Origin of the sequence: Alterirhizorhabdus solaris (genome assembly GCF_007785815.1) — a bacterium.
GTDB classification, from domain to species: domain Bacteria; phylum Pseudomonadota; class Alphaproteobacteria; order Sphingomonadales; family Sphingomonadaceae; genus Alterirhizorhabdus; species Alterirhizorhabdus solaris.
On sequence record NZ_VNIM01000016.1, the window covers coordinates 25,043 to 49,236 of the forward strand.

A 24,194-nucleotide genomic window follows, 5' to 3' on the forward strand; every position below is an offset into this window, starting at 1 on the left:
CGAAGCCGGCGGCGCGGCGGTTCGACCTACCGTATTGGCCGCACGCACGGCAGATCATGCCGTGGCCCGGCCGGGCCATCGGTGCGGCCTCTGGCCTGGCCGACGCGGCCTCTGGCCTGGCCGACAAAGTCCGGTGCGGTGTGGCCGCCCGGTCGTTATGGTGCCGGTCCGGCTGGCGGCGGGGGGCCGCCGGCAGGGATTTTTCAGGGATTCCGTGTCAGGGGCCAGGCCCCGGGGCGGGGTGGAGGAGTGACGGTTGACCGACTGCGAGCTGCGCTATGTCGCGACGGTGGATGACGGGGCGTGGAGCGAGAGCGAGCGCGATGCCGGGCGGCGGGTGGAGGCTTGGCTCGACCGCTGCGCCGGCTTCATCCGCGAGACGTTCTCGGCGGTGCCCGCGCCGCGCGCCGATACCCCCGGCGTGGAGGCGATCCTGCGCGTGCTGCTGCGGCGCGAGTTCAACTATCAGGCGACGGGGCGGGTGGCGCATCTGTTTCCCGCGCTTGGCGAGCGGATCGCACGGGTCGTGGCCGAGGGGCGGCCGCTGCCGCTCTACTTTCTCCACCATGGCGGCTACCGGGCGTCGTCCGGCCCGGTGCTGGCCGATCTGGTGTTCGCCCCCGACGCGACCGATCTGCTGCTGCTGTATCAGGTCGCCCGGCTGCAGCGCGCGATGACGGCGGTGTACCCGCCGGGGATCGCCTTCGTCATCGTCGTCAACAACGGCGTGGCGATGGAAACCAACGACATCCCGCTCACCGCGACCGAGGGATATGCGGCCGGGCTGCGCGGCATGATCGCCGCACTGGGCGCCACGGCGGCGGTGACGGTGCTGGTCCAGTCCGAACTCGCGCCCGCCGCGCCGGTGCCCCCCGTGCCGCCCGTGGAGGTGGACGAGACGGCGCACCGGACCATCGAGCGCTTTCTCGGCCGGTCCTGCTCGGTGGAGGAGGCGGGCCACCGTGCCGCCGTGTACGTGGCATCGGAGGCGCGGTGGTGGGACCGGATCGAGGCCATCGTCATCGCCGCCGCCGGCCTTATCCTGCGGCAGGTGGCGCACCAGCGCTGCCTCAGCTTCCGCCCGTTTCCGGGCGGGGCGATCCGCGCGCAGAACGGCGCGATCGGTGTCACCCTGCGGGACGGCGGTCGCGATCCGCTGCCGTTCCTCGTCACCTCCATTACCGCCCGGCAACGCGAGCTGCACACCATCCCGGTACGCCACGAGGTGCTTCCCGGCGGGCCGATGGCATGACCGGGCCGTGGCACTGGCAGGCCTCCCCCTTCGCCCCGCCACCGGCGGCGCGGACGGGGCAGACGCTGTCCGATGCCCTGCTCGACCTGGCGGAAGCGCGGCCGCACGCCACCGCGGTGATCGACGGCGGCCGCCGCACCAGCGTGGCCGAACTGGCCGGGCTGGCCGGCGGGCTGGCGCGGACGATCGCGGCGGCGGGCGCGGCGCCGGGGCCGGTGGCGCTGATCCAGTCGGCCGGGGTGGATGCGGTGGCGGCGTGGTTCGCCTGCGCGATCGCCGGGCGGCCGCTGCTGCTGCTGGAGCCGCACAACCCGCCGGGGCGCAATGCCGAGCTGATCGCGCTCGCCGGGGCGACACTGATCCTGCACGATGCGGGTGTGCGCCACGCCGTGCCCGAGGGGCTGGACGGGGTGATCGCGATCGTGCCCGATGGCGGCACCGCGCCGTTCGCCCGTGGCGCGGGCCTCGATCCGGCCGCCCCGGCGATGATCTTCCCCACCTCCGGCTCCACCGGCGAGCCCAAGCTGATAACCTATGCCGCGCGCACGATGCAGGCCAAGATGCAGGCGTCGGTCGGGCTGATGGGGGCCGCGCCGGGGGAGGTGGTGCTGATCGCCGGATCGCACGGCAATTTCGGCTTCGTCCACCACGCGCTCGTGTTCCTGCTGGCGGGCGGCGCGCTGTGCCTGCTCGATCTGCGCGGGGCGGGGCTGGCGGCGCTGTTCGCCACGATCCGCGACGAGGGTGTCGGCCATGTCCGCTTCACCCCCTCGCTGTTCCGCGCGGCGGCCGGGCAGCCCGAGGCGGCGGCGGCGCTGTGTGGGCTGAAGGGCGTGCGCTTTTCCGGTGAGCCGCTGCTGTGGAACGACGTGGAGACGGCGCGGCGCATCCTCGATCCGGCGTGCCGCATCCAGAACGTGTATGGCAGCACGGAAAGCGCGATCTTCATCTGGACGGACGACCGGGCGCTGGCCGGGGATCGCGCCGTCGCGCCGATCGGGCGGATCTATCCGCTGTGGGAGTTCGCCATCAGGGCGGACGCCGACACCGATCCGCGCGAGGGCCGGCTGTTCATCCGCTCCCGCCATCAGGCGCTGGGGGACTGGAAGGCAGGGCGGATCGACGGCACGCGCTTCCCCGACGACCGCGACGACCTGCGCCTCTACGACACCGGCGACATCGTGCGGCAGGAGGCGGATGGCGCGCTGACGATGCTCGGCCGCGCCGACCGGGTGGTGAAGGTGAACGGACACCGCATCTCGCTGGCGGAGGTGGAAGCGCACCTGCTGGCGATGCCCGGCTGCGCGCAGGCCGCCGCGATCGAGCGGCCGGGGCCGCGCGGCGGCACGCTGGCGGCGTTCTTGACCCGCCCGGGCGAGGCAGGCGGCGAGACGGAGGCGCGCGCATGGCTCGCCGCCCGCCTGCCCGCCGCGATGGTGCCGGCACGGTTGATGCGGGTGGAGGCGATGCCGCTGTTGCCCGGCGGCAAGCTGAACTACCGTGCGCTGGCCGCCCTGCTCGACGAAGCGCCGGCAGCGGCGACGGCCGTGACGGCGACGGACGATCTCTCCCGCCTGCGCGCGCTGTGGAACGAGGTGTTGCAGCGCCCCGCCGCCGATGAAGACCCCGACCGCGACTTTTCCGACCTCGGCGGCGATTCGCTGCGGCTGCTGGAACTGCGGCTGGCGATCGAGCGGGCGTTCGGCCGGGACATCGATGTCGAGGCGTTCCTCGACCGGCCGACGCTGCGGCGGCTGGCCGGCCTTGCCGGGATCGCCGGCCTCGCCCCGCAGGCGGCGGTGGCGACGGGGACGATCGACTTCCGGCGCGTGCGCCCGGCCACCGGCCCGTCGCGCGGGGTGGCGCTGTCGATGCCGGGGTGGAGCGGGGCGGCGGTGGCCGGGCCGTGGCTGGCGGCCGACACGTTCGCCGGCTTCGACGTATGGGCGTGCAGCGTGACGCTGCCGGTCGCCAACATGGTGGATGACGGGCACTGGCTGGAGGTGGCGCAGCGCATCGCCGCCGCGGTGGAGGCCGGCGAATGCCCGCCGCCGGCCGTGCTGTTCGGCTATTCGATCGCCGGCTATGTCGCGTGGCTGGTCGACCGCCTTCTGGCGGCGGGCGGCGCGCGCCCCGGGGCCGTGATCTGCCTCGACACCGTGCCGATGCATCGCCCGGGCCGTCTCGCCAACCGCGCGGCGCGGCGTGTGCTGGCCACCACTGCTGCGTCCCCGCCGGGGCGGATGCTGCTGCTGCGCCGCGCGGCGTTGCGGCCGATCGTCTCGCCGGGGGTGGTGCGGCTGTGCTGGACGGCGGCGGATGCCGATCTGGACATCGTGACGGTGCGGACGCTGGAACATCCCGACATGGAATCGACCGCCGTGCTGGAGGCGGTGCGCCCGGCGATCGCCGCCTTTCTCGACCGGCGGCCGGTGCCCCAGGCGCCGGTCGCGGTGGAGACGGTGAGCGGGCTGCTGTTCGACCTGATTGCGGGTGAGCAGCCGGTGACGGCGGAGCGGCTGGCGCGCGTGATCGGCGACCTGCCGAAATCGGGCACGCGGCTGTCGCTGGCGGCGGTGCAGTATCTGGCGGTGGCACATGGCGATCTGCCCGCCGCGCGCGCCGCGCTCACCCGGTTGGGGCGGGCCGGGCCGCCATCGCCGGCCCTGCGCTACGCGGCCCGCGTCCTCGACGATCTGGCCGCTGGCCGGACGATCCGGGGCGCGCCTGTGGCACGCGATCCGGCGATCGGCTCGTTCGCAGCGGTCGATCGGGCGCTGGCGATCCGGTTTGGCGATCCGGGGTCGCGCGGGCGGGTTGCCGGTTTCGCCCGTCGCGTCGGGGCGATCGCCGGCGCGGGCGGCTGGTGGCGCATGCGATCGGCCGAGGCGTTCGGTCGCAATGCCCTGACCCGCGCGTGGCGGGCGTTGCGCCGCCGCCGATGATCGCCGCGTCTGTCGCGCGAAGGGCGACGAGGCATATTGCCGTCGTGCCGTTCCCGCGTCACTGCACGGGGCATGGTCGGCGCGACATCAATGCGTGACCGGCGAAGGGAAAGACGAATGCAGATCGCGGTCCTCACGTTCGACAGGTTCAACGAACTGGATTCGTTCGTCGTCGCGGCCATCCTCAACCGGCTGCGGTCGCAGGGGTGGGCGGCGCACATCACCGCGCCGACCGAGGAGGTGACTTCCATGAACGGCGTCACCGTGCGCCGCCAGCGCCCGCTGGCCTTTGCCGCCGAGGCGGATGCGGTGATCGTGGGCAGCGGCATCCGCACGCGGGAGATCGCCGCCGATGCCGCGCTGCTGGCCCAGATCCGCCTCGATCCCGCGCGCCAGCTGATCGGCGCGCAATGTTCGGGCACGCTGCTGCTGGCGAAGCTGGGGCTGATCAGCAGCGTGCCGGCCTGCACCGATCTGACGACGAAGCCGTGGGTGATCGAGGCGGGCGTGGACGTGATCGACGCGCCGTTCGTGGCCCACGGCAACGTGGCGACCGCCGGCGGCTGTTTGGCCGCGCCGTATCTGGCGGCGTGGATGATCGCGCGCGGCGCCTCCATCGGCCATGCGCGCGAGGCGCTGCATTACGTCGCGCCGGTGGGAGAAAAGGCGGCGTATGTCGATCACGCGCTCGGCGTGGTCGCCACCGCGCTCGGTATACCGGCGTGATGGCGACCGATAGATCGAGCCGAGCCTGACCAGCGCCACCGAGTGGATCGACGTGTTCGGGAATCCGGCTGGCGCAGGATGACGCGCCGATGCGATTGCCGGGGGCATCGAGATCCCGCGCGCGCAAACCGGGCCTGAGCGGCCATTTTACCGGCGCCATGCTCCATGATGCCAGCGGCGATGGGCAGAAACGTGACGGAGCCCGAAGACGACCGACCCCGACCCCGACCCCTGCGGCCTGCCGCCGGGCCGCGCGATCGATCTTGCAGGAACGCGGCCTGTTCCCCCCACGGGTATGGGCAGGCACGTTACGCGGCAGTCTCGGCCGGCACATGCCCGCCGATCCGCCGCGTCGTTCCTCCGGCGGGATGCGGCCTGGGCCGCCGTCCGGTCAGGAAGGCTTCTTGGGTGCGCGATAGGTGTCGTGGCATTGCTTGCAGGGCATGGCATCGACCATCAGCGAGGTGACGGCGGCCATGTTGCCGGTCTCGCCCGCTTTCGCCATCGCCTCCGCATTGCGCGAGAAATTCTCCATGCGCTTCATGAAATCGTCGTGGTTCGACCAGACCTCATCCCTGGAGCGCCCGCCCGGCGCGATCGTGCGGAAGCTCTCCGTGGACTCCTTGGCGTCGTTGGCGATCGTGCGCGTCACTTCGGCCAGCCGTTCCGGCGGCTCGATGCCGGCGACGATATTGCCCAGCACCTCGCCCTCCTCGTCGAGCCGCTGCATGATCGCCTTGCGTTCGTAGATCGGATCGCCCTTCACGCCGGCCGCCGCCACGGGCGCCGCGCCCGTCGCAGACGATCCCGCAAGGCCCATCCCCGCCAGAACGGAAATGCCGAGGCACACACCCACAGCGGTACGCATATCGAAACCGGTCATGCTGAGACATCCTCCGTTGCAGGCAGCACGCCGATATCGATCCGGCTTTTGCCGTCTCCATGGAGAGCGGGCAGGCTGCACCCGAGGGGTAGGAGCGCCCGCTGACCATGTCAAACCGGCCGCGCCCGCCCTCAGCGCGAGCCGAAGGCGTAGCGCAGCTGCACGCCGATCTCGCGCGGGCGGGAGGTGGTGACGACATCGTAGCCGCCCAGCGCGGCGAAGCTGGGGAAGACCGAGTTGATCGTTGCCACCCGGCTCAATTCGGCCTGCTTGTCGAAGGCATTCTTGGCATAGATGCCGAGATCCCAGATGCTCTCGTCCCCGGTCAGGCCGGCGAAGAGATCGACGACGGTGTACGACGGCGTTCCCCTAAAGCCCGAGGCCGTGCGGAAATTGCCGAAGTTCGGGTTCCTGCCCTGATAGTTCGCGTTGAACCGCACATAGGCGCCGATCGCCGACGTGATCGGCAGTTCGTAGCCGCCGTTGATCGACGCCTGGAACGGTGCCTGCGTGTTCAGCGTCTGGCCCTTGGCCGAGGGGCAGAAGTTGATCGGGTTGGCCGCCGTGACGGGGGCGGTGCCCGCGCAATCGCCGGGGTTGGCCGGAACGATGCCGCCCTGCGACTTGATCTTCGAGTAACTGAGGTTGAGCCCCAGCGACAGGTTCTGCACCGGCCGGGCATCGATCTGCAGCTCGACGCCGCGAACCCGGGAATCGATGTTGCTGTAGAAGGCGACGCTGGTCTGCGCCCGGGCGGCGGAAACCGTGTTGAAATACTGCGTGCCCTGGAAGGTGTTCAGCTGGTTCTTGTAGTCGATCTGGAAGGCGGAGGCGTTCACGCGCAGCCGCCGCCCGATGCTGGCCTTGAACCCGACCTCGTAGGAGGTGGCCTTCTCCGGGTCCGGCGTGACCAGATCGGCGGGCAGACCCGGGTTGTTGATCGCCGGCAGGCCGGTGCGAAAGGAGGTGCCGGTCGTCGCATAGACGAGCAGGTCGTCCATGAAATTGTGCGACAGCGAGAAGTTGTACAGCGCCTCGCTGTACTTGTCATTATTCTGCTGCTGCGAGTTGCGGAAGCCGTTGGGCAGCGGAGTCTCGCAGACGACCCCGCCTGTATAGACCGGGCTGGCGATGGCGCCGGGCGACGCGAACGGGCAGGCGGCGCGGGAGGGCAGCAGCGGGCTGGTGAAGGCGCTGAAGGCCGCGAAGGTCTGCACGTTCAGGTTGACCGGCACCCGATCCCGGATGATGGCCAGCCCGCCGCTCAATTCGGTCCGGTCGTCGATATGGGCACGGATATTGCCGTAGAAGCTGTCGAACTTCTGGCCGAGCCTGATGTTGGTCAGGCTGTTCAGGACATAGCGTTCGTTCGGTGTCGTCACCTGCCCCGGACGGGCGGTGAGCGGGCTGCCGAACGCGCCCGGCAGGTATGCGGGCGTGAAATAGTTGATGCCCTTGCCGCCCGAATGCTTGGAGAACCAGCCGATATCGAAGTCGAACGGCCGGTCCGGATCGGTCAGCGAGGAATAGCGGATCTCGTGCGTGGCGAATTTCGGCAGGCCGACGTTGCCGAAGGTGGGCGCCGATTCGAAGCCGGGGATGATGTTCAGGACGTCGTTGGCACTGAAGGTGACGTACTGGTTGCGATTGAACTGCCGCCCGAAATTGTAGCTGAGCTGCTGGCCGAACACCTCCCAGCTGGCATTGATGGTCAACAGGTCGACGGTGCCCCGGCCGCTGAGCGGCAGATCCTGCACCGAGCGGCGATCCCCGACGGTCAGCGCCGGGCCGTTGAAATTCGCCGGAATGCCCTGCGCGGCCAGGCCGGGGCTGCCGGTGCCGGCCACCTGCACGTACGTCCGCGTGTTCGTGTTGCGGCGCTGGTACATCGCCTGCAGCGAGATCGTGTCCGTCGGCCTGAACAGGATGGTGGCGCGGTAGCTGCGTTCCCGGAACCTGGGCAATACGTCGCTGTTAACGCTGTAGACCTGGCTTCCCCGGCTCTCCTCGATGTTGGTCGCCAGCCGGATCGCCAGCAAATCCTTGATGATCGGCACGTTGATCGCGCCCTGCAGGTCGCGGTGCCGGCCCTCGCCGACCAGCCCCTGCACGTAGCCGCCATAGTCGTCGAGATCGGGCTTGCGGGTGGTGATCGTCACCGCGCCGGAAATGGAGGGCGCGCCGCGCGTGGTGCCCTGCGGCCCGCGCAGCACCTCGATCTGCCCGACGTCGAACAGCGACTGGATCACCTGCGCGGGATCGAACGGCGCCTCGTTGAAGTAGATCGGCGTGGCCGGCGTGCCCGACCCCGGCCGCCACGTCACGCCACGCAGCGTGACCGACGTATTGGAGCCGGCCGCGTTGACGAGGTTCAGGCCCGGCGCGAGCTTCGATATTTCCTCGACGCGGGTGATCGCCAGTTTCGCCAGCGTATTGCCGGTCACCACCTGTACCGTCACGGGCACGTCCTGAAGGCTCTCGGCCTCGCGGCGCGCGGTGACGACGATGTCGCTGATCGACTGTTCTTCCGCAACGGCCTGTGCAGGCGCGATGGAAGGCGTGAAGGCAGCAAGCGCGGTGCCTGCCGCGAAATAACGAAGCCCGGCTTTCGCCATGACGTGATCCTCCCCCAAGGCCTTGTCGGCCATTCCCCCCGAAACCCGATGGCAATTTGCCATTCGTATGTGATCTGTTCGATCCTGGAGTTCGGAACGATGATGATATGAGTCACTATCGACCGGCGTCAAGCAATCGATGCACTTTCGGTTCGCCATGTGCTTTGGTGCATTATTGCCGGTTCTCCGGCGGCGGTGGGGTGTTGCCGGCTTCGTCGAGGCGACAGGAGGGGGCGCCGTTCGCCGGCGGCGGTTGATTGACATCATGCCGGGTCCGCATAGAACCGGACGACATCATAAATCGGAGTTCACGGCCTTGCTTCGAGTCATCCTCATTGCCGGAGCGGGCGTGGCGCTGCTCGCGTCGGTCGGCGCATCGGTACAGGCCGCCGCACCGGAGACGATCATTCAGGCGCGCAAGGCCAAGTATCGGGAGATCGGCAAGGCGTTCAAGTCGATCAACGACGAAGTGAAGAAAAGCGCGCCGGACAGGGGCTTGATCGGCAGCTCCGCATCGCTGATCGCCGGCAACCTCAGGCAGGTCGGCAGCCTGTTCCCCGCCGGGTCCGGGCCTTCGTCCGGCGTCAGGACCAAGGCGCTGCCGACGATCTGGACCAAGTGGCCGGAATTCGCACGGCTGAATGCCGCCGCCACCGGGGAGGCCGGAAAGCTCGTCCTGGCGTCGAGGGGGGCGGACGTGGCGGCGATCGCGGCCCAGGCGCGGTCCCTCGGCAAGGCGTGCCAGGCTTGCCATCAGCAGTTCCGCGACGAGGACTGAGGTCTTGCCGATCCCTCCGAAGGCCGGGCCCGGTCCGGGGCGCATCGCGGTGTGGGACGTGCCTGTCCGCATCGTGCACTGGGCGATCGTCGGGCTGATCGCCTTTTCGTGGTATTCGGCCGAAAACCACATGATGGACTGGCATCGCTATTCGGGCTTCGCCATCCTCGGCCTTCTGATCTTCCGCATCCTGTGGGGATTCATCGGCTCCAGCACCGCGCGTTTCTCCGCCTTCGTCAGGGGGCCGGCCGAAATACGCCGTTATGCCGGTACGTTGCGCAAGCGTGCGCCCGGTGCGGGCGTGGGCCACAACCCGGTCGGCGCGCTGAGCGTGCTGGCGCTGCTGCTGGTCATCATGGTGCAGGTCGGCACCGGTCTTTTCGCGGTCGATGTCGACGGTATCGAATCCGGGCCGCTGTCGGAGCGGGTGAGCTTCGATCAGGGGCGCCTGCTGGCCGAAGTGCACGAGATCAGCTTTACGGTATTGCAGGTTCTGGTGGTGCTGCACGTCTTCGCGATCCTGTTCTACCTGCTCTACAAGCGAGACAACCTGGTCGGCCCGATGATCGTCGGAGGCCGGAAGACGGGCGACGTCGCACGCGGCATGACCCGCGCCCCGCGCCGCAACTTCGTGATCGCCGCGACGGTGGCCGCGGTCACCGGCTGGTTCATCTCGCAAGGGCTGCACTTCTAGCGCGGCTCCCGCGCCGCCCGTCGTTCACGAGGACATGCCTGCCAGAGCGGCACGGTGGTGCCTGTGCCGTCGATCAGGGCCGCCCGAACCGGCTAAAACGACTCGCCCGCCATCGAACAGCGCACATCCTGTCGGCCCGATCGGCGTATAAACGGCGGAAATCCGCGAGAACTTCGCTGTTGTCAAACGTAACCTTGTCGTACATCATTATAGGACAAGCTGCGCAAAGCAGCGACCGAGAGGATGTAAATGTTTGGCCGGGTCGCTCGTACTCGAGATCGATTTGCGATTTCCTTTTTTGGCGCGCTGGCCTTTTCGGCGGGGGTGGCGATCCAGCCGGCCGCTTCGCAGGTGCCCACGGGAACCATCGGTCTGGTCATCACCGGCTGGCATCACGCTCTCCACGAAACCGACGATCCGAAGAACGAATGTTCGACCGGCTATACCGCCGGCGACTATACCAATGCCGAGGCGCAGCCCGACCACGCCGAACTGCGCCGGAAATTCGGTCATCCTTACAGTCGCGGGCCGAACGGGGAGCTCACCAACTATTCGCCGATGGCGGTGGAGGATCCCATTCCCCCGAGCGAACTGACCACCAGGACGGGATACGGCCTGAATCTGGACGGCACCGCCGATGGAAAGGCGACTCCCCGCACCTGCGCCCACGCCAAATTCGCCAGCCCGGAAGGGGTGCAGGTCGACAACCAGCTCGCCCGCGTGGTCGGCTGCACGAAGGGCTGGCGCAAGGGCGGCTTCTCCGACGCCTTCTACAACGAGGAGATCTACACCAACCCGGTCAATCGCATCCTGATCGAGATCACCGGTGTCGATGACGAACGCAACGATCCGCAGGTCGAGGTCGCGATCTACAAGGGCGAGGACCGGCTGACGCGCGACCCCGCCGGCAAGTATATCCCGTTCCTCACCCAGCGGATCGATGCCCGCTTTCCCGAATACAGCACGAAGCTGCGCGGCAGGATCGTCGATGGCGTGCTCATCACCGATCCCGATCCGGATGCCACGGCGCGCCTGCCGATCCGGTGGATCGCCAAGGTCGCGGAGCGGCGGATACGGGATCTCCAGCTGCGTATCCCGCTCGCCGGATCATGGCCGGTGGCGATGCTCGCCGGCTATGAGGACAACAAGATCTGGTGGAACAGCCAGAAGGCCCACCACATCGCGATGCCTGCCGCCCAGAACAGCCCGCCCAGCCAGTATCGCGCGCTGATGCGCTATGCAGACGGTTATCCCGATCCGAAGACGGGGCAGTGCACCGCGATCTCGGCGGCCTATCGCGTCGAGACGGTCCGGGCCTTCATCGCCCATCCCGAAACCCCGCAGCAACGCACGGCTGCCGCGACGATGGTGCACGCACGATGCCCCTGTTCCGATCCCGCCGGCCTGCACGGGGCATCGGCTATCCCGTCATGATGGCCGCGCTCGGCGGCCTGCTGTTCGGCTGCGCGGCGGACAAGGCGAAGGTGGGCGCGGCGGCCGGACCGGCGCGGACGGCGGTGGCCGAGCCGGCCGTCCCGCCCGCCGCGCCGACGATGCGGCTGATGACGCAGAGCCAGTATGCCAACACCATCGCCGACATCTTCGGCACGGATATCGTCGCCAAGGTGCGGTTCGCGCCGGTCAACCGGACCAGCGGCCTCGTGGCGATCGGCGCGGCGAAGGCGGGGCTGACCCCGGGCGTGCTCGATCCGCTCGACGCGACGGCGCGGTCGATGGCGCGGCAGATCCTCGACACGCGCCACCGCGATATCTTCGTTCCCTGCCGCCCGGTGGATGCGGCCACGCGGGATGATGCCTGCGCCACCGCCTTCCTCGCCGGGGCGGGGCGGCGCCTCTATCGTCGCCCGATGACGCAGGCGGAACTGGCCGGCGCGGTCGGGCAGGCGGGGCAGGCGGCGGAACGCAGCGGCGATTTCTACGCGGGCCTCGCGTTCAGCCTCGGCGGCATGCTCGTCTCCCCCCAATTCCTGTTCATCACCGAGACGGCGGAGCGCAGCCCCGGCCCGACCGGCGTGTGGGGACTGGACGGTTATTCCAAGGCCTCGCGCCTCAGCTTCCTGCTCTGGGATTCCGCGCCGGACGAGGATTTGTTGAAGACGGCGGAACGCGGCGGCCTGGAAAGCCCGGCCGCGCTGCGGCGGCAGGTGTCGCGGATGATGGCGTCGCCCCGGTTCGAGCGCGGGCTGCGCGCGTTCTTCAGCGATTATCTCGATCTGGAATCGTTCGATACGCTGAGCAAGGACGGCGAGATCTATCCCGCCTTCAGCATCAAGGTCGCACAGGAGGCGCGCGAGCAGGTGTTGCGCACCGTCGTGGATCATCTGATCGTGCGCAAGGGCGACTATCGCGACCTGTTCACCACCAAGCACACGTTCATGAGCTCGGATCTGGGCGTCATCTACAACGTGCCGGTGAACCGTGGCTCGCAGGGCTGGCAGCCCTATGACTTCGGCGCGGACGATCCGCGCGGCGGGCTGCTCACCTCCGTGGCGTTCCTGGCGCAGCATTCGCATCCCGGGCGCAGTTCGCCGACGCGGCGGGGCCGGGCGATGCGCGAGATCCTGCTGTGCCAGAACGTGCCCGATCCGCCGCCCGACGTCGACTTCTCCACCTTCGAGGAGCCGAGCGCCAAGATGATGACCGCGCGGGAGCGGCTGTCGGCGCATGCGACCGTGCCCACCTGCCGCGGCTGCCACGCGCTGACCGATCCGATGGGTCTGGCGCTGGAGAATTTCGACGGCGCCGGCCAGTGGCGCAAGGCCGAACATGGCATGTCGATCGATCCCAGCGGATCGCTGAACAAGGTCGCCTTCAAGGATCCGGCCGGCCTCGGCCGTGCCGTCCGCGACGAGCCGGCGCTGCGCACCTGCATCGTCAACCGGCTCTACGGCTACAGCACCGGCAGGGCGCCCACGCCGGGCGACGCGCCGCTCCTCAAGTACCTCCAGTCGGAGCTGGATCGTCGCGGCTACCGGATCGAGGACATGCTCGGCTCGATCATTCTCAGCCGATCCTATTTCGCCGTCGCGCCGGCGGACAGACCGGCCGTCGTCGCCATCAATTCGCGCGGAACGGGGAACAGCCATGCTGCTCGGAACTGAGAAGCCAAACCGCCGCCGCGTGTTGCGCGGCATCTTCAACGGTGCTGCGGTCGCGGTGACGCTCCCGTTCCTCGACATCTTCCTCGACGGCAACGGCACGGCGATGGCGGCGACCGGCAAGCCGCTGCCGATGCGGTTCGGCACCTGGTTCTGGGGGCTGGGGGTCGACAACAACATCTTCGTTCCGAAGACGACCGGTGCCGACTACGTGCTGCCCAAGCAACTGGAGGCGCTGGCGGCCGTCCGGCAGCATCTGAACGTCTATACCAACTTCAACGTGTTCAACGATGGCCGTCCCAATCTCTGCCATTATTCGGGCTGGGTGGCGCTGCGCTGCGGCTCCGCGCCGACCTCGCGGGCGTCGAAGCCCGGGCAGAGCCTCGACTGCGCGGTATCGGACAGGATCGGGGGCGGCAGCCGCTTCAGCGTCCTCAACATCGCCGCGACCGGCAAGCCGCGAGACAGCATGAGCTTCCGCGACGCGGATTCGATGAACCCGGCCGAAATCTCGCCGCTGGAGCTTTACCAGAAGGTGTTCGGCACGGACTTCGTCGATCCGAACTCGGCCACCTTCACGCCCGATCCCAAGGTGATGATCCGCAAGAGCGTCCTGTCCGGCGTCACCGAACAGAGCAAGGCGCTGGAGCAGACGCTGGGGGCGGCGGACCGTGCCCGGCTGGATCAATATTACACCTCGGTGCGGGAACTGGAAAACCGGCTGGCGATGCAGCTTGAACGGCCGCCGGCGGCGCCGAACTGCCGGGTGCCGGGCAAGCCGCCCAAGGACATCCCGATCGGCCTCGACGTGGAGCGCGTGGCCGAACGACACAAGGCGATGGTCGACCTGATGGTGATGGCGCTGTCGTGCAACCAGACCAAGGTGTTCAACATGGTCTATTCGGACAGCGGCTCCTCGCTGACCCGCAACGGGCAGGAGAAGACGCACCACGGCTATACCCACGAGGAAGCGATGGATTCCGCGCTCGGCTATCAGCCGAACGCCTCGTGGTTCGTCGGGCGCGCGATGGAGTCCTGGGCCTATCTCATCAAGGCGATGGCGGACACGCCGGAGGGGGACGGCTCGCTCCTCGACCATTCGCTGCTCTACGCCCACTCGGACTGCAACCTGGCCAAGACCCATTCGGTCGCCGGCATCCCGATGTTTACCGCCGGCAAGCTCAACGGTCGCGTCAAGACCGGGCTGCATGTCGACGGCAAGGGCGAGGCGGGCACGCGGCTGGGCTACACGTTGCAGCGGCTGTACGACGTGCCGGTCGCCAGCTGGGGCACCCAGTCGATGGAGACGTCGCGCGAGCTGGGCGAGATCCTGACATGACCCGGACCGCATCGGTGCTGCGGGCGCGGGGGGCACGCCTCGGCCTGTTTTTCTGGCTCGCCGCGCCCGCCGCGCTGGCCGCGGCCACCGGCGGGCCGGTCGATCCCGCCGCGTCCTCCGGCGGCGCGCCGGTGCTGGTGCGGGATACCGAGGTGGGGTCCGTCCTCACCGACATGGCGGGCCGGACGCTCTACACCTACCGCATCGACGAGGCCACGCCGGGCAAGTCGGCCTGCACCGGTACGCGCTACACGATGCAGAACGGGCGCCAGTTCGGCCAGGTGCCGCTGCCGGCCGCCCGAGCGCGCAAGACCTGCATGGAGAAATGGCCGCCGTTCCTTGCCGGCGCCGATGCCAGGCCGGCCGGCAGCTGGTCGCTCATCGCGCGCGAGGGCGGGGCGAAGCAGTGGGCCTATGAGGGCAAGCCGCTCTATACGTCCGGAAAGGACCGCAGGCCGGGCGACGTGGACGGCGAGGGCGGCCTGCCCAACCTGCCGCTGTGGGCTGCCGCGATGGCGCCGACCACGCTTCCCCCGGGCTTCCGGCTCGTGCGGCGGGAGGAAGGGCTGGTCCTCGCCACCGCCGATGGCCGGCCCGCCTATGTGAGGCGGGGCGCGCGCCTCCGCCGCAAGGTGTCCGCCTCCGCCGAACTTCTCCAGCCCGTGGTGGCGCCGAGTTTCGGCACGGTCAAAGGGAAATGGACGATCTTCGATGCCGGCGGGATCAAGCAATATGCCTATGACCGCGAGCCGCTCTATGTTCTTCCCGACGGGTTTACCGATGCGGACGCACAGCGCGAGGGGGGCTGGGCGACGGCGCTCTATCGTCGCGCTGCGCCCGTCCCGGCGCAGGTGGGCACCCGCACGACCCTGCTGGGCAAGGTGTACACCACCGACACCGGCATGACCCTCTACCGCTTCTCCTGCACCGAGAGCGAGGTGCCCGACTTCCTGCCCTGCGACGATGCGGGGGATGCGGCCGCCTACTGGTCGGCATTGTGCGGCGACGCCAAGGAATGCTCGCGGCGCTGGCGGCCGTACCGGGCGGCGGCGAACGCGCGCCCCTCCGGCGAATGGACGATCGAGGAGGTGGCCGATCCGCCCTTCCTCGACCCGGCCGGCGCCACCGCCCCGCCGGAAGCGCCGCGGGTGAAGGCGTGGGCCTATCGCGGGCGCCCGCTCTACACCTTCGTCGACGACGACGAGCCGGGCCAGACGCTGGGCGACTGGATCAACTATTTCAGCCGTTCCTCGTTCGACGCGGTCGTGGTGCCCGGCCCCGGCATCTACTGACGGCGCGCTCGGCGACGGGACGTGCGGCTATCCCCTCATATTCATCTGCCGCCTTTCGATGGCGCGCGCACGATACGGAGCGCATGCCCCTCTGACGCCAGCTGTGCAGGCGGGGGGATCGGGTGGAGCGGGCAAGGCTCCGTTTATCGGGCGACCTGCGCCATCATGACCTGCAATTTCCTGTGACCCGAGGGCCTTCGGCCGGCTCCCCGCCGGACCTGATGGTCATGTTGCCGGCCTCCCTTCCGGAAACATCTTATCTCCGGGTCCACGGAACCGGCGGCGGATCGAAGCGTCAGGGCGAGGGCCGGCATCAAATCGTCCACGGCTGGTAGTCCCGTAGAAAGCAGAAGCCATGACCATCGCCCGGAATCGCGTCGAGAGCGGCGGCCTGATCCTCTTCCTCGCGCTCATCACGATCGGGCTGACGCTCGTCGTTTCCAGTTTCATCAGCGCGCTGTTGTGGGCGGCACTGGCGGCGCTCCTGTTTCAACCCCTGTTCCAGAAGCTGCTGGCGCGGTGGCCCGGCCGCCGCAACATCGCGGCGGCGTTGACGATCCTAATCATCACCGTGGCGGTCGTCATCCCGGCGATCGTGATCGCCAGCCTCGTCGTCGAGCAGGCCGCCGGCGTCTATGGCCAGATGCGCAGCGGGCAGATCAATTTCGCGCTGTACTTCAAACAGATGCACGATGCCCTGCCGTTCCGCCTCCAGCATCTGCTGGATACGTCGGGCTTCAACAGCTTCGAACGGGCGCAGGCGCGGCTCTCGCAGTCGGTCAGCAACAGCGTCAGCACGATCGCCCGTCAGGCATTCTCGATCGGGGCGAACGCCGCGGCCTTCCTGCTCGCGTTCGGCGTGGGGCTTTACGTGACGTTCTTCCTGCTGCGCGACGGCGAGCGGATCGGGCCGTCGATCGTCCGCGCCCTGCCACTGGAGCCGGCGGTCGCCGCCCGTCTCGCCGACAAGTTCGTCGCCGTCGTGCGCGCCACCATCAAGGGGTCCGGCGTGGTGGCGCTGGTGCAGGGGGCGCTCGGCGCGATCACATTCTGGATCGTCGGCCTCCCGGCGGCCCTGCTCTGGGGCATGCTGATGGCCGTGGCGGCATTGCTGCCGGCGGTCGGCCCGGCAATCATCTGGGTGCCGGTCGCGGTGTACCTGCTGGCCACCGGCGCGATCTGGCAGGCGATCGTCGTCATCGCGTCGGGCGTGCTGCTCATCGGGCTGGCGGACAACATCCTGCGGCCGATCCTCGTGGGCCGCGACACCGGCATTCCCGACTGGCTGGTCCTGGTGACCACGCTCGGCGGCATCGAACTGGTCGGCCTGAGCGGTATCGTCGTCGGTCCGCTCGCCGGTGCGCTGTTCATCACGGGCTGGCAGATCCTGACCGAGCAGCGTCTGGCCGACGCTGCGCCGAAGGCCGCTTCCTAGGCCGGGGCGGACGCATTGCGGCGGGTCGCCCATGCCGAGGCGTCTCGATGCTGAACGAACCGTCTGTAGCAGGTCGTACCGCCACCATTATGCCATCTGCGATCCTGCTTGCCGCCACCGCAGAAGTCAGCCGATCACCGCCTTGCCTTGCCTTGCCTTGCCTTGCCTTGCCTTGCCTTGCCTTGCCTTGCCTTGCCTTGCCTTGCCTTGCCTTGCCATGCCATGCCATGCCATTGCCTCGCCGATATGGGGGCAAGCATCAGGGCGAGAGCTTCGACGTTTTCTGGTCGCATTCCAGAAAGTGGCACCGGGTGAGTCTGCCCCGGTGCTCTGGCGCGGAACGACAGAGTGTAGGACGAGGCATGACTGACTGGCGTTCCGACAACCGATCGAATTCAGCGCCGTAAACCTGCGACCAAATCAGTTGCTCGTCACCCGCCTTGTCGAGCCAGTCCGAAACCGCGTTCCCGTCGCGACGCTCGGCCTGATGTCCCGGCGGTTGCCGTGCGTCGCCGAGGACTAATAATTGAACTGGACCTGGGCGCGGATCAGGTCGCCCTCGGCGCGACCGGTCCGGCGCTCGTCCGCTTCGCGGCGCTTCATGTTCGCATAGGCCAGGGTGAACTCGAACGCCTCGAAAACCTGCCACTCGACACCGACCTCGATCTCGTCGGTTTCCAGCCGGGGGGCGTTGGTACCGGCCTTCCAGCCACCGCGGTAATGCTGCCACCGGCCATAGGGCATCAATTTGCCGAGCCCGATGTCGCCGACATTGTACATCGCCTGCACATAACCGCCTTCGAGCTTCGTCGAACGGATCGCGCGCGCGGCCGGGTCGTATTCCGGGCCGCGCCCCCAGTTCCACTCCGCCTGTATCCCGAACGGCTGGGGATAGAGGATGGCATGTACCCCGATCCGGTTATCGGCATAATCGACGCCGCTCACCCCGCCGGTGCGGAGTTCGGGCCGGAATTTGTTACGATAGCCGGATCCGCCCAGTTCGAGCACCTGCCCCTCGAAGGCGCTGCCCAGCGCGTCCAGTTCGAAGGGCCAGGTCGCCATCGCCACCGTCATCAGGTTGTTGTTCTGCTCGGTGCGGTTGATGCCCTGGCCATTATAGGCCGCCAGCCCGAACGCACCGTAATTGCCGAACAGCTTCTGGCCGTCCTTGGCGAGCCGGTCCCATATCCTCTGCACATGTCGGGGCGTGTAATAAGCGACGATGCCAAGATCGCGCTCGCTGATCGTGCCGCTGTTGATCCCGTCCGATCGGTCGAGCGTCAGCCGGTTGGACGAGGACTGGAGATTCTCCCACCCGAACGGCACCTTCGACTGGCCGAAGCGCAGCTTGAATTCATGATCCCGGTCGACGAACACGTCGACATAGGCGTCACGCAGCTGGCCGAAATGCTCGCGCCGCTCACCATTGGACTGGGCGTTCACCGCCGAGGCGAAATCCGTCTGGAAATAGATCGCCACGCGGTCGGAGACGTTCCCCTGAAGGACCAGACGGGCGCGGCGCAGCGAGAAGTTGTTCGTCTCGGTCACCGAAGAATCGTGCACCGAGCGCAGCCGCGACCGTCCGGCGGGGGCGTCGTCGCTGCTCACGATCTCGTTGAGCCGCATCTGCGTGTAGCCGCGCAGCTGGAGCTTCTCGTACCACGCCTTCTTGGGCGGCTTCGCCTCGGTCAGCGCGACTGTCTGCGGCGGGACGGTCGCCTTGCCGCCGAGGGAAGGGCCGTCGAGGGGAGGCGCCGTCGCCAGCTGCCCGGTCGGCGCGGTCTGCACCCCGGCGGGTATCGCGGATGCGGCGGGTGGGGGCGCCGCCGCGGCTGTGTTGGCGAGGCGCGCCGCGCGCTCGGCCTTCAATTCCGCGCGCAGTTCATCGATCTGACGCTGAAGGTCTGCCACCGATTGCGCCTGGCCGGCAGCCGGCGCGGCGAGCAGCGACGCCGCCGTGATACGAAGTGCATAGCGCACGGTGTTTCTCTTCCGATCTGGGCACGGCGCGCCAATGCCAAATGACGACCGAACCTATAGCGCCGCTTATGTAACAGTTTTGTGATACGGCCCGATCGGCTGATCGGGCTCCTTCCTGCCGGGCTGAGCCGCGCAACCACCCTATGACGACAGCGATAGGGTGGAGGGGGGGGCCGAGGAAGCCGCGGATCAAGGTTGGCCGCTGCTTCAGTGCCACCTGATGGCGATGGGGATGCGGCCGGCCGGCTCACCCGCTGGCAGCAATTTCGCTGCTTTGCCCTACGCCGAGGCTCCCGCCCTCGCGCAGATGCTGCGGAGCGGGCCTGAAACCTTCGGCCGCCTCGGGCTGAAGTTTCTGCTGCTGACCGCGGCGAGGTCAGGCGAGGTTCGGGGCGCGGTGTGGAGCGAGATCGATCATGACGCGCGCACTTGGACCAACATGTCGTTCCACTCTGCGATCGCGCGATGACGATTGTCGAGCGAGCGACAGAGCTGCGAACCGGGGACTATCTGTTTCCGGGGGCCGGCGGCAGAAAGCCGATGAGCGATGCCACCATGGCGAAGGCACTCCGCGAAGCCGGCGTACCCCGCGAGCGAGGAACCGTGCATGGGCTCCGCTCGACCTTTCGTGATTGGGCAACCGAAGAGACCAGCGTCGCCAACGAAGTCGTCGAAATGGCCCTCGCGCATGCCATCAGCAATGCCGTGGAGAGGGCCTACCGCCGGGGCGATCTGCTGCGTAAGCGGCGCGAGCTTATGCGGGTCTGGCAAGCGTATCTCGAGAACGGTCTGCAGGGTTGATGTTGGTGCAAAGTTCGATCGCCGCAATTTCCTGAAACCGTTCCGAGCCAAGCTTTGACGGCTAGCGCTACTCTGGGCTGGACACTTGGTAGTTGACGTAATGGCGTGGACGGCCACTGCACAAACGTAGCTGTGAGATACTGCGGCCGTCGTAGGTTCGTGTGTGGACAACCCTGGGGCGCAAGAGCTTCGTGCGGCGATGAGCGCTGGTCGGGTCGACGGACCAGAACGGCCGGTGCGCGGCTCGATTTGAGCCCTGTCGCATCCCCGCGCGATCATCCGGTGGCTACAGGGCGGAGGCCGCAGACGCGGTTCGTGGCCCGCCCTTGCGGTCGAGGTCGTCGATAACCCGCAGCGTCGCATGGTCGATCATCGCCGTGCTGAAACGTGCCGTGTACGCCGTGTTGATCGATTCCGGCTGGTAGAACGACTCGTTGACCATGAAGATGATGTAGCCATCGAGCAGGAACGCCGCATATTGCTCCATCGCCGCGTCCAAGGAGGGTGCCTCCACCCCGAGGCTGCTCAACGTCTCGAGGTAATGCTGCACCAGCGCGCCTTCCCAGCGCCGCCGGTCGTCGGTGTCGAGCGCGCCGACCAGATGGTAGCAGACCTCGCGTATGCCCGGGCCACGCCCCGGCAGGCTGTCCAGAAAACCCGGGCTGCCGTCGGCGTTGTGGTAGAGATTACCGAGGTGCGTATCGCCGTGGACGATGCAGTGCGGCAGCCGGCGCGAGATCGTCACCAGCTTGTCGAACGCGGAGACGATCCGGCCGAGATCGTGAAACCGCACCGACGTGCAGGCGCCACGCGGCGAGAGCACGAAGCGGCGCCACTCCTCCGGCTTCTCCAGATAGCGGTTCATGTAATCGCGCAGCTGCGCCTCGCCTTCCGGAAAAGAGTGCCATCGTCCGCCGGGCTCGAGTTCCGCACTCTGCCACGTCTGCGCGTGGAAACGCGCGAGCGCGTCGAGCCGCCGGCGCGACTGCTCGAAACTCTGGGGGACGAGCGCGGAACAGAACGCGACGTCGCGTTCCAGCAGGTCTTCCAGGATCACGATACCCTGCTGGTCGCTAGGATCGAAATCGGCGAAATAGCACGTCGGCACCGGCAGATCGACGACCGGGAAGACGTCTCGATAGCCGCGGACCTCGGCATCGTGCACCAGCGACATCGCCCGGCTGTGTTCCTCGAATCCGCCCTTCAGGATGACCAGTTCGGGGATGCCGGCGGCGCGGCCGGCGTCGTCCAGCGAGAGTCGCAGCCGGATCTTGGTACAGGTACCCTTGATGAGGTCGACGACCTCGATGCCCTCGCAGGTGACGCCGGGCGCGCGGGTCCGCAAGGCGCGCGTCATCCAGTCGGCGTCGATATCCTCCAGGCGGAGCGGCAGCGGGCGGGCGTCGGTCTGGTTCATCGCAGGCATCCTCTTGCTCCTCGCATCGTCCGTCAGGCTCAATCGTTCGTGGGCGGGGTGAGCAGCCGGTCGCGGAGGCGTGCGATCGCCTCCTCCCCCATCCCCAGCCGGTTTCTGGCATAGCCGGCTACCGACCCGCACGATTGCTCGACCGACCGGAACATCGCCTCGATATAATCTGGCTCGACGCCGAGCACCGGCTCCAGCACCGCATCCGACCACCGTGGCAGGCCCATCTCGACAAGCGCCGCGCGCACGCGGGCAAGGCCGTGGCGCAGGGTGGTGCGCGTGCGCAGATAATCCGCCTCGATCGCTTCACGCGGCACGCCGAGCAGATCGAGCAACAGCGCGGCGGCGACCCCGGTGCGATCCTTGCCGGCGGTGCAGTGGAACAGCAGCGGCAGATCGCCATCGGCGATCCGGCGGAGCAGTTCGGCATAAGCGGCCGCCTGCTCGTCCGGCATGGCGCGATAGACATCCAGCATCAGCGCGCGCGCACCCTGAGGGGTGAGATCGGGCTGTCGCCAGATCGTGTGGATCTCGCCGCCGCTGCCGCCGTAATCGCGCGACCACGCGCGGACCGGGATCGCGGTCGGCGCGTGCGCCCGCTCGGCAGAGGTTCGCAGATCGATCAGCAGGGCAAGCCCCATCGCCTCGAACAGGGCGCGTTCCCGATCGTCGATCTCGCAGAGGGCGGCGGATCGAAACAGCAAGCCGTGGCGGACGCGCCGGCGATCGACCGTCATCGCACCACCGAGATCGCGCAAATTGTACGCATGCTCCAGTTCGGCCAGAGCCTCCCGCGATCGATCGCTCACCACATTCGCTCCTGCACGTCAGCGCCGTCCCGGATCGACATGAACCTTGAGTCCGGCATGGGTGCCGTTGCGCATATCCTCCAGCACGCGGGGCAGTGCATCGAGCCCGATGACATCGCTGACCATCATCTCCGGATGGACGCCGTCCGCGTCGAAGGCGCGTGCCGTTTCGGCGAATTCCTCGACCGAATAGGCCACCGGGAACAGCAGCCGCACTTCCTTGAAGGTCAGCATGGCGGGCATCACCGGCTCGGTCTTCTGACACATGCCGAGCGATACGACGGTGCCCTGCGGCCTGACGTAGCGGACCGCCTCGCCCAGCATCCCCGCCTTGCCGACGCATTCGGCGACAAGATCGGGGCCGTCGCCGAGCAGGGACGCCAGATCGGCCGGATCGTCGTCGGCGAAACTGTGGAAGGCATCGGCCCCCATCGCCATCGCGATTTCCCGCCGATGCGCCGAGCGCGAGGCAACGACGATCCGCCCCGCCCGGAAGCGTCGCGCCCAGTAGATGATCGACAGCGCCATCGATCCGGCGCCGAGCACCAGCACATGCGCCCCCGGATCGAGGCGGGCGAGCCGCAGGGCGTGGAGCCCGCAGGCCATCGGCTCGATGAGCGCGCCATCGCCAAAGCTAAGCGATTCAGGCAAGGCGAGGGCGCCGGCCGCGGGAATGGTGACATATTCGCCGAAGCCGCCGCCGATCCCGCGACGCGGGGCGAGGCAGAATACGGGATTGCCGTTGCGGCAGCCGGCGCATGCGCCACACGGGATCGAGGCGAGGCAGGCCACACGACGGCCCGCTTTCAACGCGGCGACGCCGCTGCCCGCCTCGACGATCTCGCCGGCGAACTCGTGTCCGATCGGCCCCGGCGCGAAGGTGAACGGCGCATCCCCGGTCATCGAGACATCGCTGCCGCAGACGCCACAGCGGCAGACCTTGACCAGAACCTCGCCCGCGCCCGGCACAGGCAGGGGGCGATCCTCGATCGTCAGGGGCGTGCCGGGGCCGTGAAAAATGGCCGCCCGCATGATCCCGCCGCTGTCCGCCGGCGGGCTGGCGTCCGTCGCGCTCACGGCCTGTCGCCGATCGCGACCGCACGGTTGGTCGCGTGCCCGGTCATCGCCGGCTCAGGCCATCTGTGAAATTGGCGCCGAAGGCCACCACCGGAGGCTTGCGACCGCCGGTCGGGTTGGTGGCGATCTCGAAGTTCGACATACCGACCCGGTCACCCCACGTCACCGTGCCGATCGATTCCACTGCGGTATAGCCGCGCACGTGCATCCCCACGCCGTCACCGGGCCGATGATGCAGCGTGCCACGCTCGCCATCGTTGAAGGTGAATTGCGCGGTGGCCGAGCGAGGGCTCAGCGCATCATAATCGAGGCCGGCGACAACGTCGATGTCCTGCATCGTATAGGGGATGCCATCCCGCATGACGTATCCGAAGGCTCCGTGGAAGCTCTCGTCCACCACCGCGACGCAGTGCGCGGACAGATCGGGGCCGAAGACCGACGGCCACCACCGCGTCGCCCGCAAGGTGCCCCAGGTACGCACGCCCCACGAGCGATCGCGGTAGCCGAGCGCGTCCACCGCGATCCGGCGGCCGGCGATCGTCACATGCCCGCGCATGCTGCCCGCCACCTCGAAATGGGCCTTGTGATGCTCGGTGCGGGCGGGGCTGCCGACCAGTTCGGAAAAGGCGTAGCGCGGAAAGAAATCCTCGAACCGCAGGCTGGCTTGCAGATCGGCGAAATCGGCGGTGATCGCCAGTGTATCGAGGTCCGCACGCAGCGCCGTGCCCCAGCCCATGTGCGTCTCACCGCGATCCGCCGTCGCCATCGGCACGCCGGTGACGTTCGAGCGGAAGCGCGCGCCATCCGTCGTGAACACCCCGAAGCACGAACTGAGCTGGCCGATCACAGGCTCTTGCCCGATCCGCCAGAATCCGCCCACGCCCGCCCTGGCATCATGCCAGACGAACAGCGCGCTCTCCTGAAACCCGTCTTCCGTGGCGCCATGATGCGGGCAGTCGTCCGCCGCGTCATGGATTGTGATCGATCGCATCCTGCTTCTCCAATCGTGGCGCGGGCGGGGCC

General features: G+C 68.3%; 19 protein-coding genes. 12 read left to right on the plus strand and 7 right to left on the minus strand.

What is annotated here, in order from left to right; translation table 11 throughout:
• The first annotated feature begins 256 nt into the window (after positions 1-256).
• From FOY91_RS05945 to FOY91_RS05955, 3 genes are all read left to right on the plus strand, one after another.
• Complete coding sequence (locus tag FOY91_RS05945; protein ID WP_145149121.1) at positions 257-1,252, plus strand: hypothetical protein; 996 nt, start codon at positions 257-259, stop codon at positions 1,250-1,252.
• Complete coding sequence (locus FOY91_RS05950) at positions 1,249-4,197, plus strand: non-ribosomal peptide synthetase (protein WP_145149124.1); 2,949 nt, start codon at positions 1,249-1,251, stop codon at positions 4,195-4,197. The genes FOY91_RS05945 and FOY91_RS05950 overlap by 4 nt, the downstream gene beginning before the upstream one ends.
• Positions 4,198-4,314: 117 nt before the next feature.
• Complete coding sequence (locus FOY91_RS05955) at positions 4,315-4,923, plus strand: DJ-1/PfpI family protein (protein ID WP_145149126.1); 609 nt, start codon at positions 4,315-4,317, stop codon at positions 4,921-4,923.
• A gap of 391 nt (positions 4,924-5,314) precedes the next feature.
• Here the strand turns inward: FOY91_RS05955 and FOY91_RS05960 are convergent, their stop codons facing one another.
• Both FOY91_RS05960 and FOY91_RS05965 read right to left on the minus strand, forming a co-directional pair.
• Entirely contained in the window at positions 5,315-5,806 is a 492-nt protein-coding gene (locus tag FOY91_RS05960) for a c-type cytochrome (RefSeq protein WP_145149128.1), read from the minus strand.
• A 131-nt stretch (positions 5,807-5,937) separates the two neighbouring features.
• A complete protein-coding gene (locus FOY91_RS05965; protein WP_162527150.1) occupies positions 5,938-8,421 on the minus strand; it encodes a TonB-dependent receptor in 2,484 nt (827 codons plus the stop codon).
• A gap of 349 nt (positions 8,422-8,770) precedes the next feature.
• On the opposite strand from FOY91_RS05965, the gene FOY91_RS05970 reads away from it, so the two are divergent.
• The 7 genes from FOY91_RS05970 to FOY91_RS06000 all read left to right on the plus strand — a co-directional run bounded on the left by FOY91_RS05970 (position 8,771) and on the right by FOY91_RS06000 (position 17,078).
• A complete protein-coding gene (locus tag FOY91_RS05970) occupies positions 8,771-9,199 on the plus strand; it encodes a c-type cytochrome (RefSeq protein WP_162527151.1) in 429 nt (142 codons plus the stop codon).
• Between the two features lie 4 nt (positions 9,200-9,203).
• Positions 9,204-9,893, plus strand: a complete 690-nt coding sequence (locus FOY91_RS05975; protein ID WP_238995271.1) for a cytochrome b/b6 domain-containing protein — start codon at positions 9,204-9,206, stop codon at positions 9,891-9,893.
• Positions 9,894-10,244: 351 nt separating this feature from the next.
• Positions 10,245-11,327: a hypothetical protein gene (locus FOY91_RS05980; protein WP_145149134.1), complete on the plus strand. Its 1,083-nt coding sequence runs from the start codon at positions 10,245-10,247 to the stop codon at positions 11,325-11,327.
• The gene (locus tag FOY91_RS05985) at positions 11,324-13,015 is read left to right on the plus strand and encodes a DUF1592 domain-containing protein (RefSeq protein WP_145149136.1); all 1,692 of its coding nucleotides are present in this window, start codon (positions 11,324-11,326) and stop codon (positions 13,013-13,015) included. The genes FOY91_RS05980 and FOY91_RS05985 overlap by 4 nt, the downstream gene beginning before the upstream one ends.
• Complete coding sequence (locus FOY91_RS05990; protein WP_145149138.1) at positions 12,999-14,351, plus strand: DUF1552 domain-containing protein; 1,353 nt, start codon at positions 12,999-13,001, stop codon at positions 14,349-14,351. The genes FOY91_RS05985 and FOY91_RS05990 overlap by 17 nt, the downstream gene beginning before the upstream one ends.
• Positions 14,348-15,643 carry a COG4315 family predicted lipoprotein gene (locus FOY91_RS21960; RefSeq protein ID WP_203234507.1) on the plus strand — a complete coding sequence of 432 codons (1,296 nt, stop codon included), beginning with the start codon at positions 14,348-14,350 and terminating at the stop codon, positions 15,641-15,643. Before FOY91_RS05990 ends, FOY91_RS21960 begins: the two co-directional genes overlap by 4 nt.
• Positions 15,644-15,998: 355 nt before the next feature.
• Entirely contained in the window at positions 15,999-17,078 is a 1,080-nt protein-coding gene (locus FOY91_RS06000) for an AI-2E family transporter (RefSeq protein WP_145149140.1), read from the plus strand.
• Positions 17,079-17,597: 519 nt separating this feature from the next.
• Here FOY91_RS06000 and FOY91_RS06010 read toward each other — a convergent pair.
• Complete coding sequence (locus tag FOY91_RS06010; protein WP_145149145.1) at positions 17,598-19,058, minus strand: porin; 1,461 nt, start codon at positions 19,056-19,058, stop codon at positions 17,598-17,600.
• A 220-nt stretch (positions 19,059-19,278) separates the two neighbouring features.
• On the opposite strand from FOY91_RS06010, the gene FOY91_RS06015 reads away from it, so the two are divergent.
• Both FOY91_RS06015 and FOY91_RS06020 read left to right on the plus strand, forming a co-directional pair.
• Positions 19,279-19,527 (plus strand): hypothetical protein, encoded by a 249-nt coding sequence (locus FOY91_RS06015; protein WP_145149147.1) that lies wholly within the window; start codon positions 19,279-19,281, stop codon positions 19,525-19,527.
• Positions 19,524-19,859 carry a tyrosine-type recombinase/integrase gene (locus tag FOY91_RS06020; RefSeq protein ID WP_145149148.1) on the plus strand — a complete coding sequence of 112 codons (336 nt, stop codon included), beginning with the start codon at positions 19,524-19,526 and terminating at the stop codon, positions 19,857-19,859. The genes FOY91_RS06015 and FOY91_RS06020 overlap by 4 nt, the downstream gene beginning before the upstream one ends.
• Before the next feature lie 286 nt (positions 19,860-20,145).
• On the opposite strand, the gene FOY91_RS06025 is transcribed toward FOY91_RS06020, so the two are convergent.
• Genes FOY91_RS06025 through FOY91_RS06040 form a run of 4 tightly spaced genes read right to left on the minus strand, consistent with a single transcriptional unit; the run spans position 20,146 to position 24,162 of the window.
• The gene (locus FOY91_RS06025; protein ID WP_162527152.1) at positions 20,146-21,276 is read right to left on the minus strand and encodes a phosphotransferase; all 1,131 of its coding nucleotides are present in this window, start codon (positions 21,274-21,276) and stop codon (positions 20,146-20,148) included.
• A 38-nt stretch (positions 21,277-21,314) separates the two neighbouring features.
• Positions 21,315-22,094, minus strand: coding sequence for a tyrosine-protein phosphatase (locus tag FOY91_RS06030; protein ID WP_145149150.1), 780 nt, complete (start codon positions 22,092-22,094; stop codon positions 21,315-21,317).
• An 18-nt stretch (positions 22,095-22,112) separates the two neighbouring features.
• Positions 22,113-23,171, minus strand: a complete 1,059-nt coding sequence (locus FOY91_RS06035; RefSeq protein ID WP_238995272.1) for a zinc-dependent alcohol dehydrogenase — start codon at positions 23,169-23,171, stop codon at positions 22,113-22,115.
• A gap of 43 nt (positions 23,172-23,214) precedes the next feature.
• A complete protein-coding gene (locus FOY91_RS06040) occupies positions 23,215-24,162 on the minus strand; it encodes a DUF7064 domain-containing protein (RefSeq protein WP_145149151.1) in 948 nt (315 codons plus the stop codon).
• Positions 24,163-24,194: the final 32 nt, after the last annotated feature.

Bases quoted from the DNA above. Each gene is read 5' to 3' on its own strand.
- FOY91_RS06015 (WP_145149147.1), top strand. From the start codon at position 19,279: ATGGCGATGGGGATGCGGCCGGCCGGCTCACCCGCTGGCAGCAATTTC.
- FOY91_RS06020 (WP_145149148.1), top strand. From the start codon at position 19,524: ATGACGATTGTCGAGCGAGCGACAGAGCTGCGAACCGGGGACTATCTG.
- FOY91_RS05985 (WP_145149136.1), top strand. From the start codon at position 11,324: ATGATGGCCGCGCTCGGCGGCCTGCTGTTCGGCTGCGCGGCGGACAAG.
- FOY91_RS06000 (WP_145149140.1), top strand. From the start codon at position 15,999: ATGACCATCGCCCGGAATCGCGTCGAGAGCGGCGGCCTGATCCTCTTC.
- FOY91_RS05955 (WP_145149126.1), top strand. From the start codon at position 4,315: ATGCAGATCGCGGTCCTCACGTTCGACAGGTTCAACGAACTGGATTCG.
- FOY91_RS05990 (WP_145149138.1), top strand. From the start codon at position 12,999: ATGCTGCTCGGAACTGAGAAGCCAAACCGCCGCCGCGTGTTGCGCGGC.
- FOY91_RS05950 (WP_145149124.1), top strand. From the start codon at position 1,249: ATGACCGGGCCGTGGCACTGGCAGGCCTCCCCCTTCGCCCCGCCACCG.
- FOY91_RS05965 (WP_162527150.1), bottom strand. From the start codon at position 8,421: ATGGCGAAAGCCGGGCTTCGTTATTTCGCGGCAGGCACCGCGCTTGCT.
- FOY91_RS05960 (WP_145149128.1), bottom strand. From the start codon at position 5,806: ATGACCGGTTTCGATATGCGTACCGCTGTGGGTGTGTGCCTCGGCATT.
- FOY91_RS06025 (WP_162527152.1), bottom strand. From the start codon at position 21,276: ATGAACCAGACCGACGCCCGCCCGCTGCCGCTCCGCCTGGAGGATATC.
- FOY91_RS21960 (WP_203234507.1), top strand. From the start codon at position 14,348: ATGACCCGGACCGCATCGGTGCTGCGGGCGCGGGGGGCACGCCTCGGC.
- FOY91_RS06040 (WP_145149151.1), bottom strand. From the start codon at position 24,162: ATGCGATCGATCACAATCCATGACGCGGCGGACGACTGCCCGCATCAT.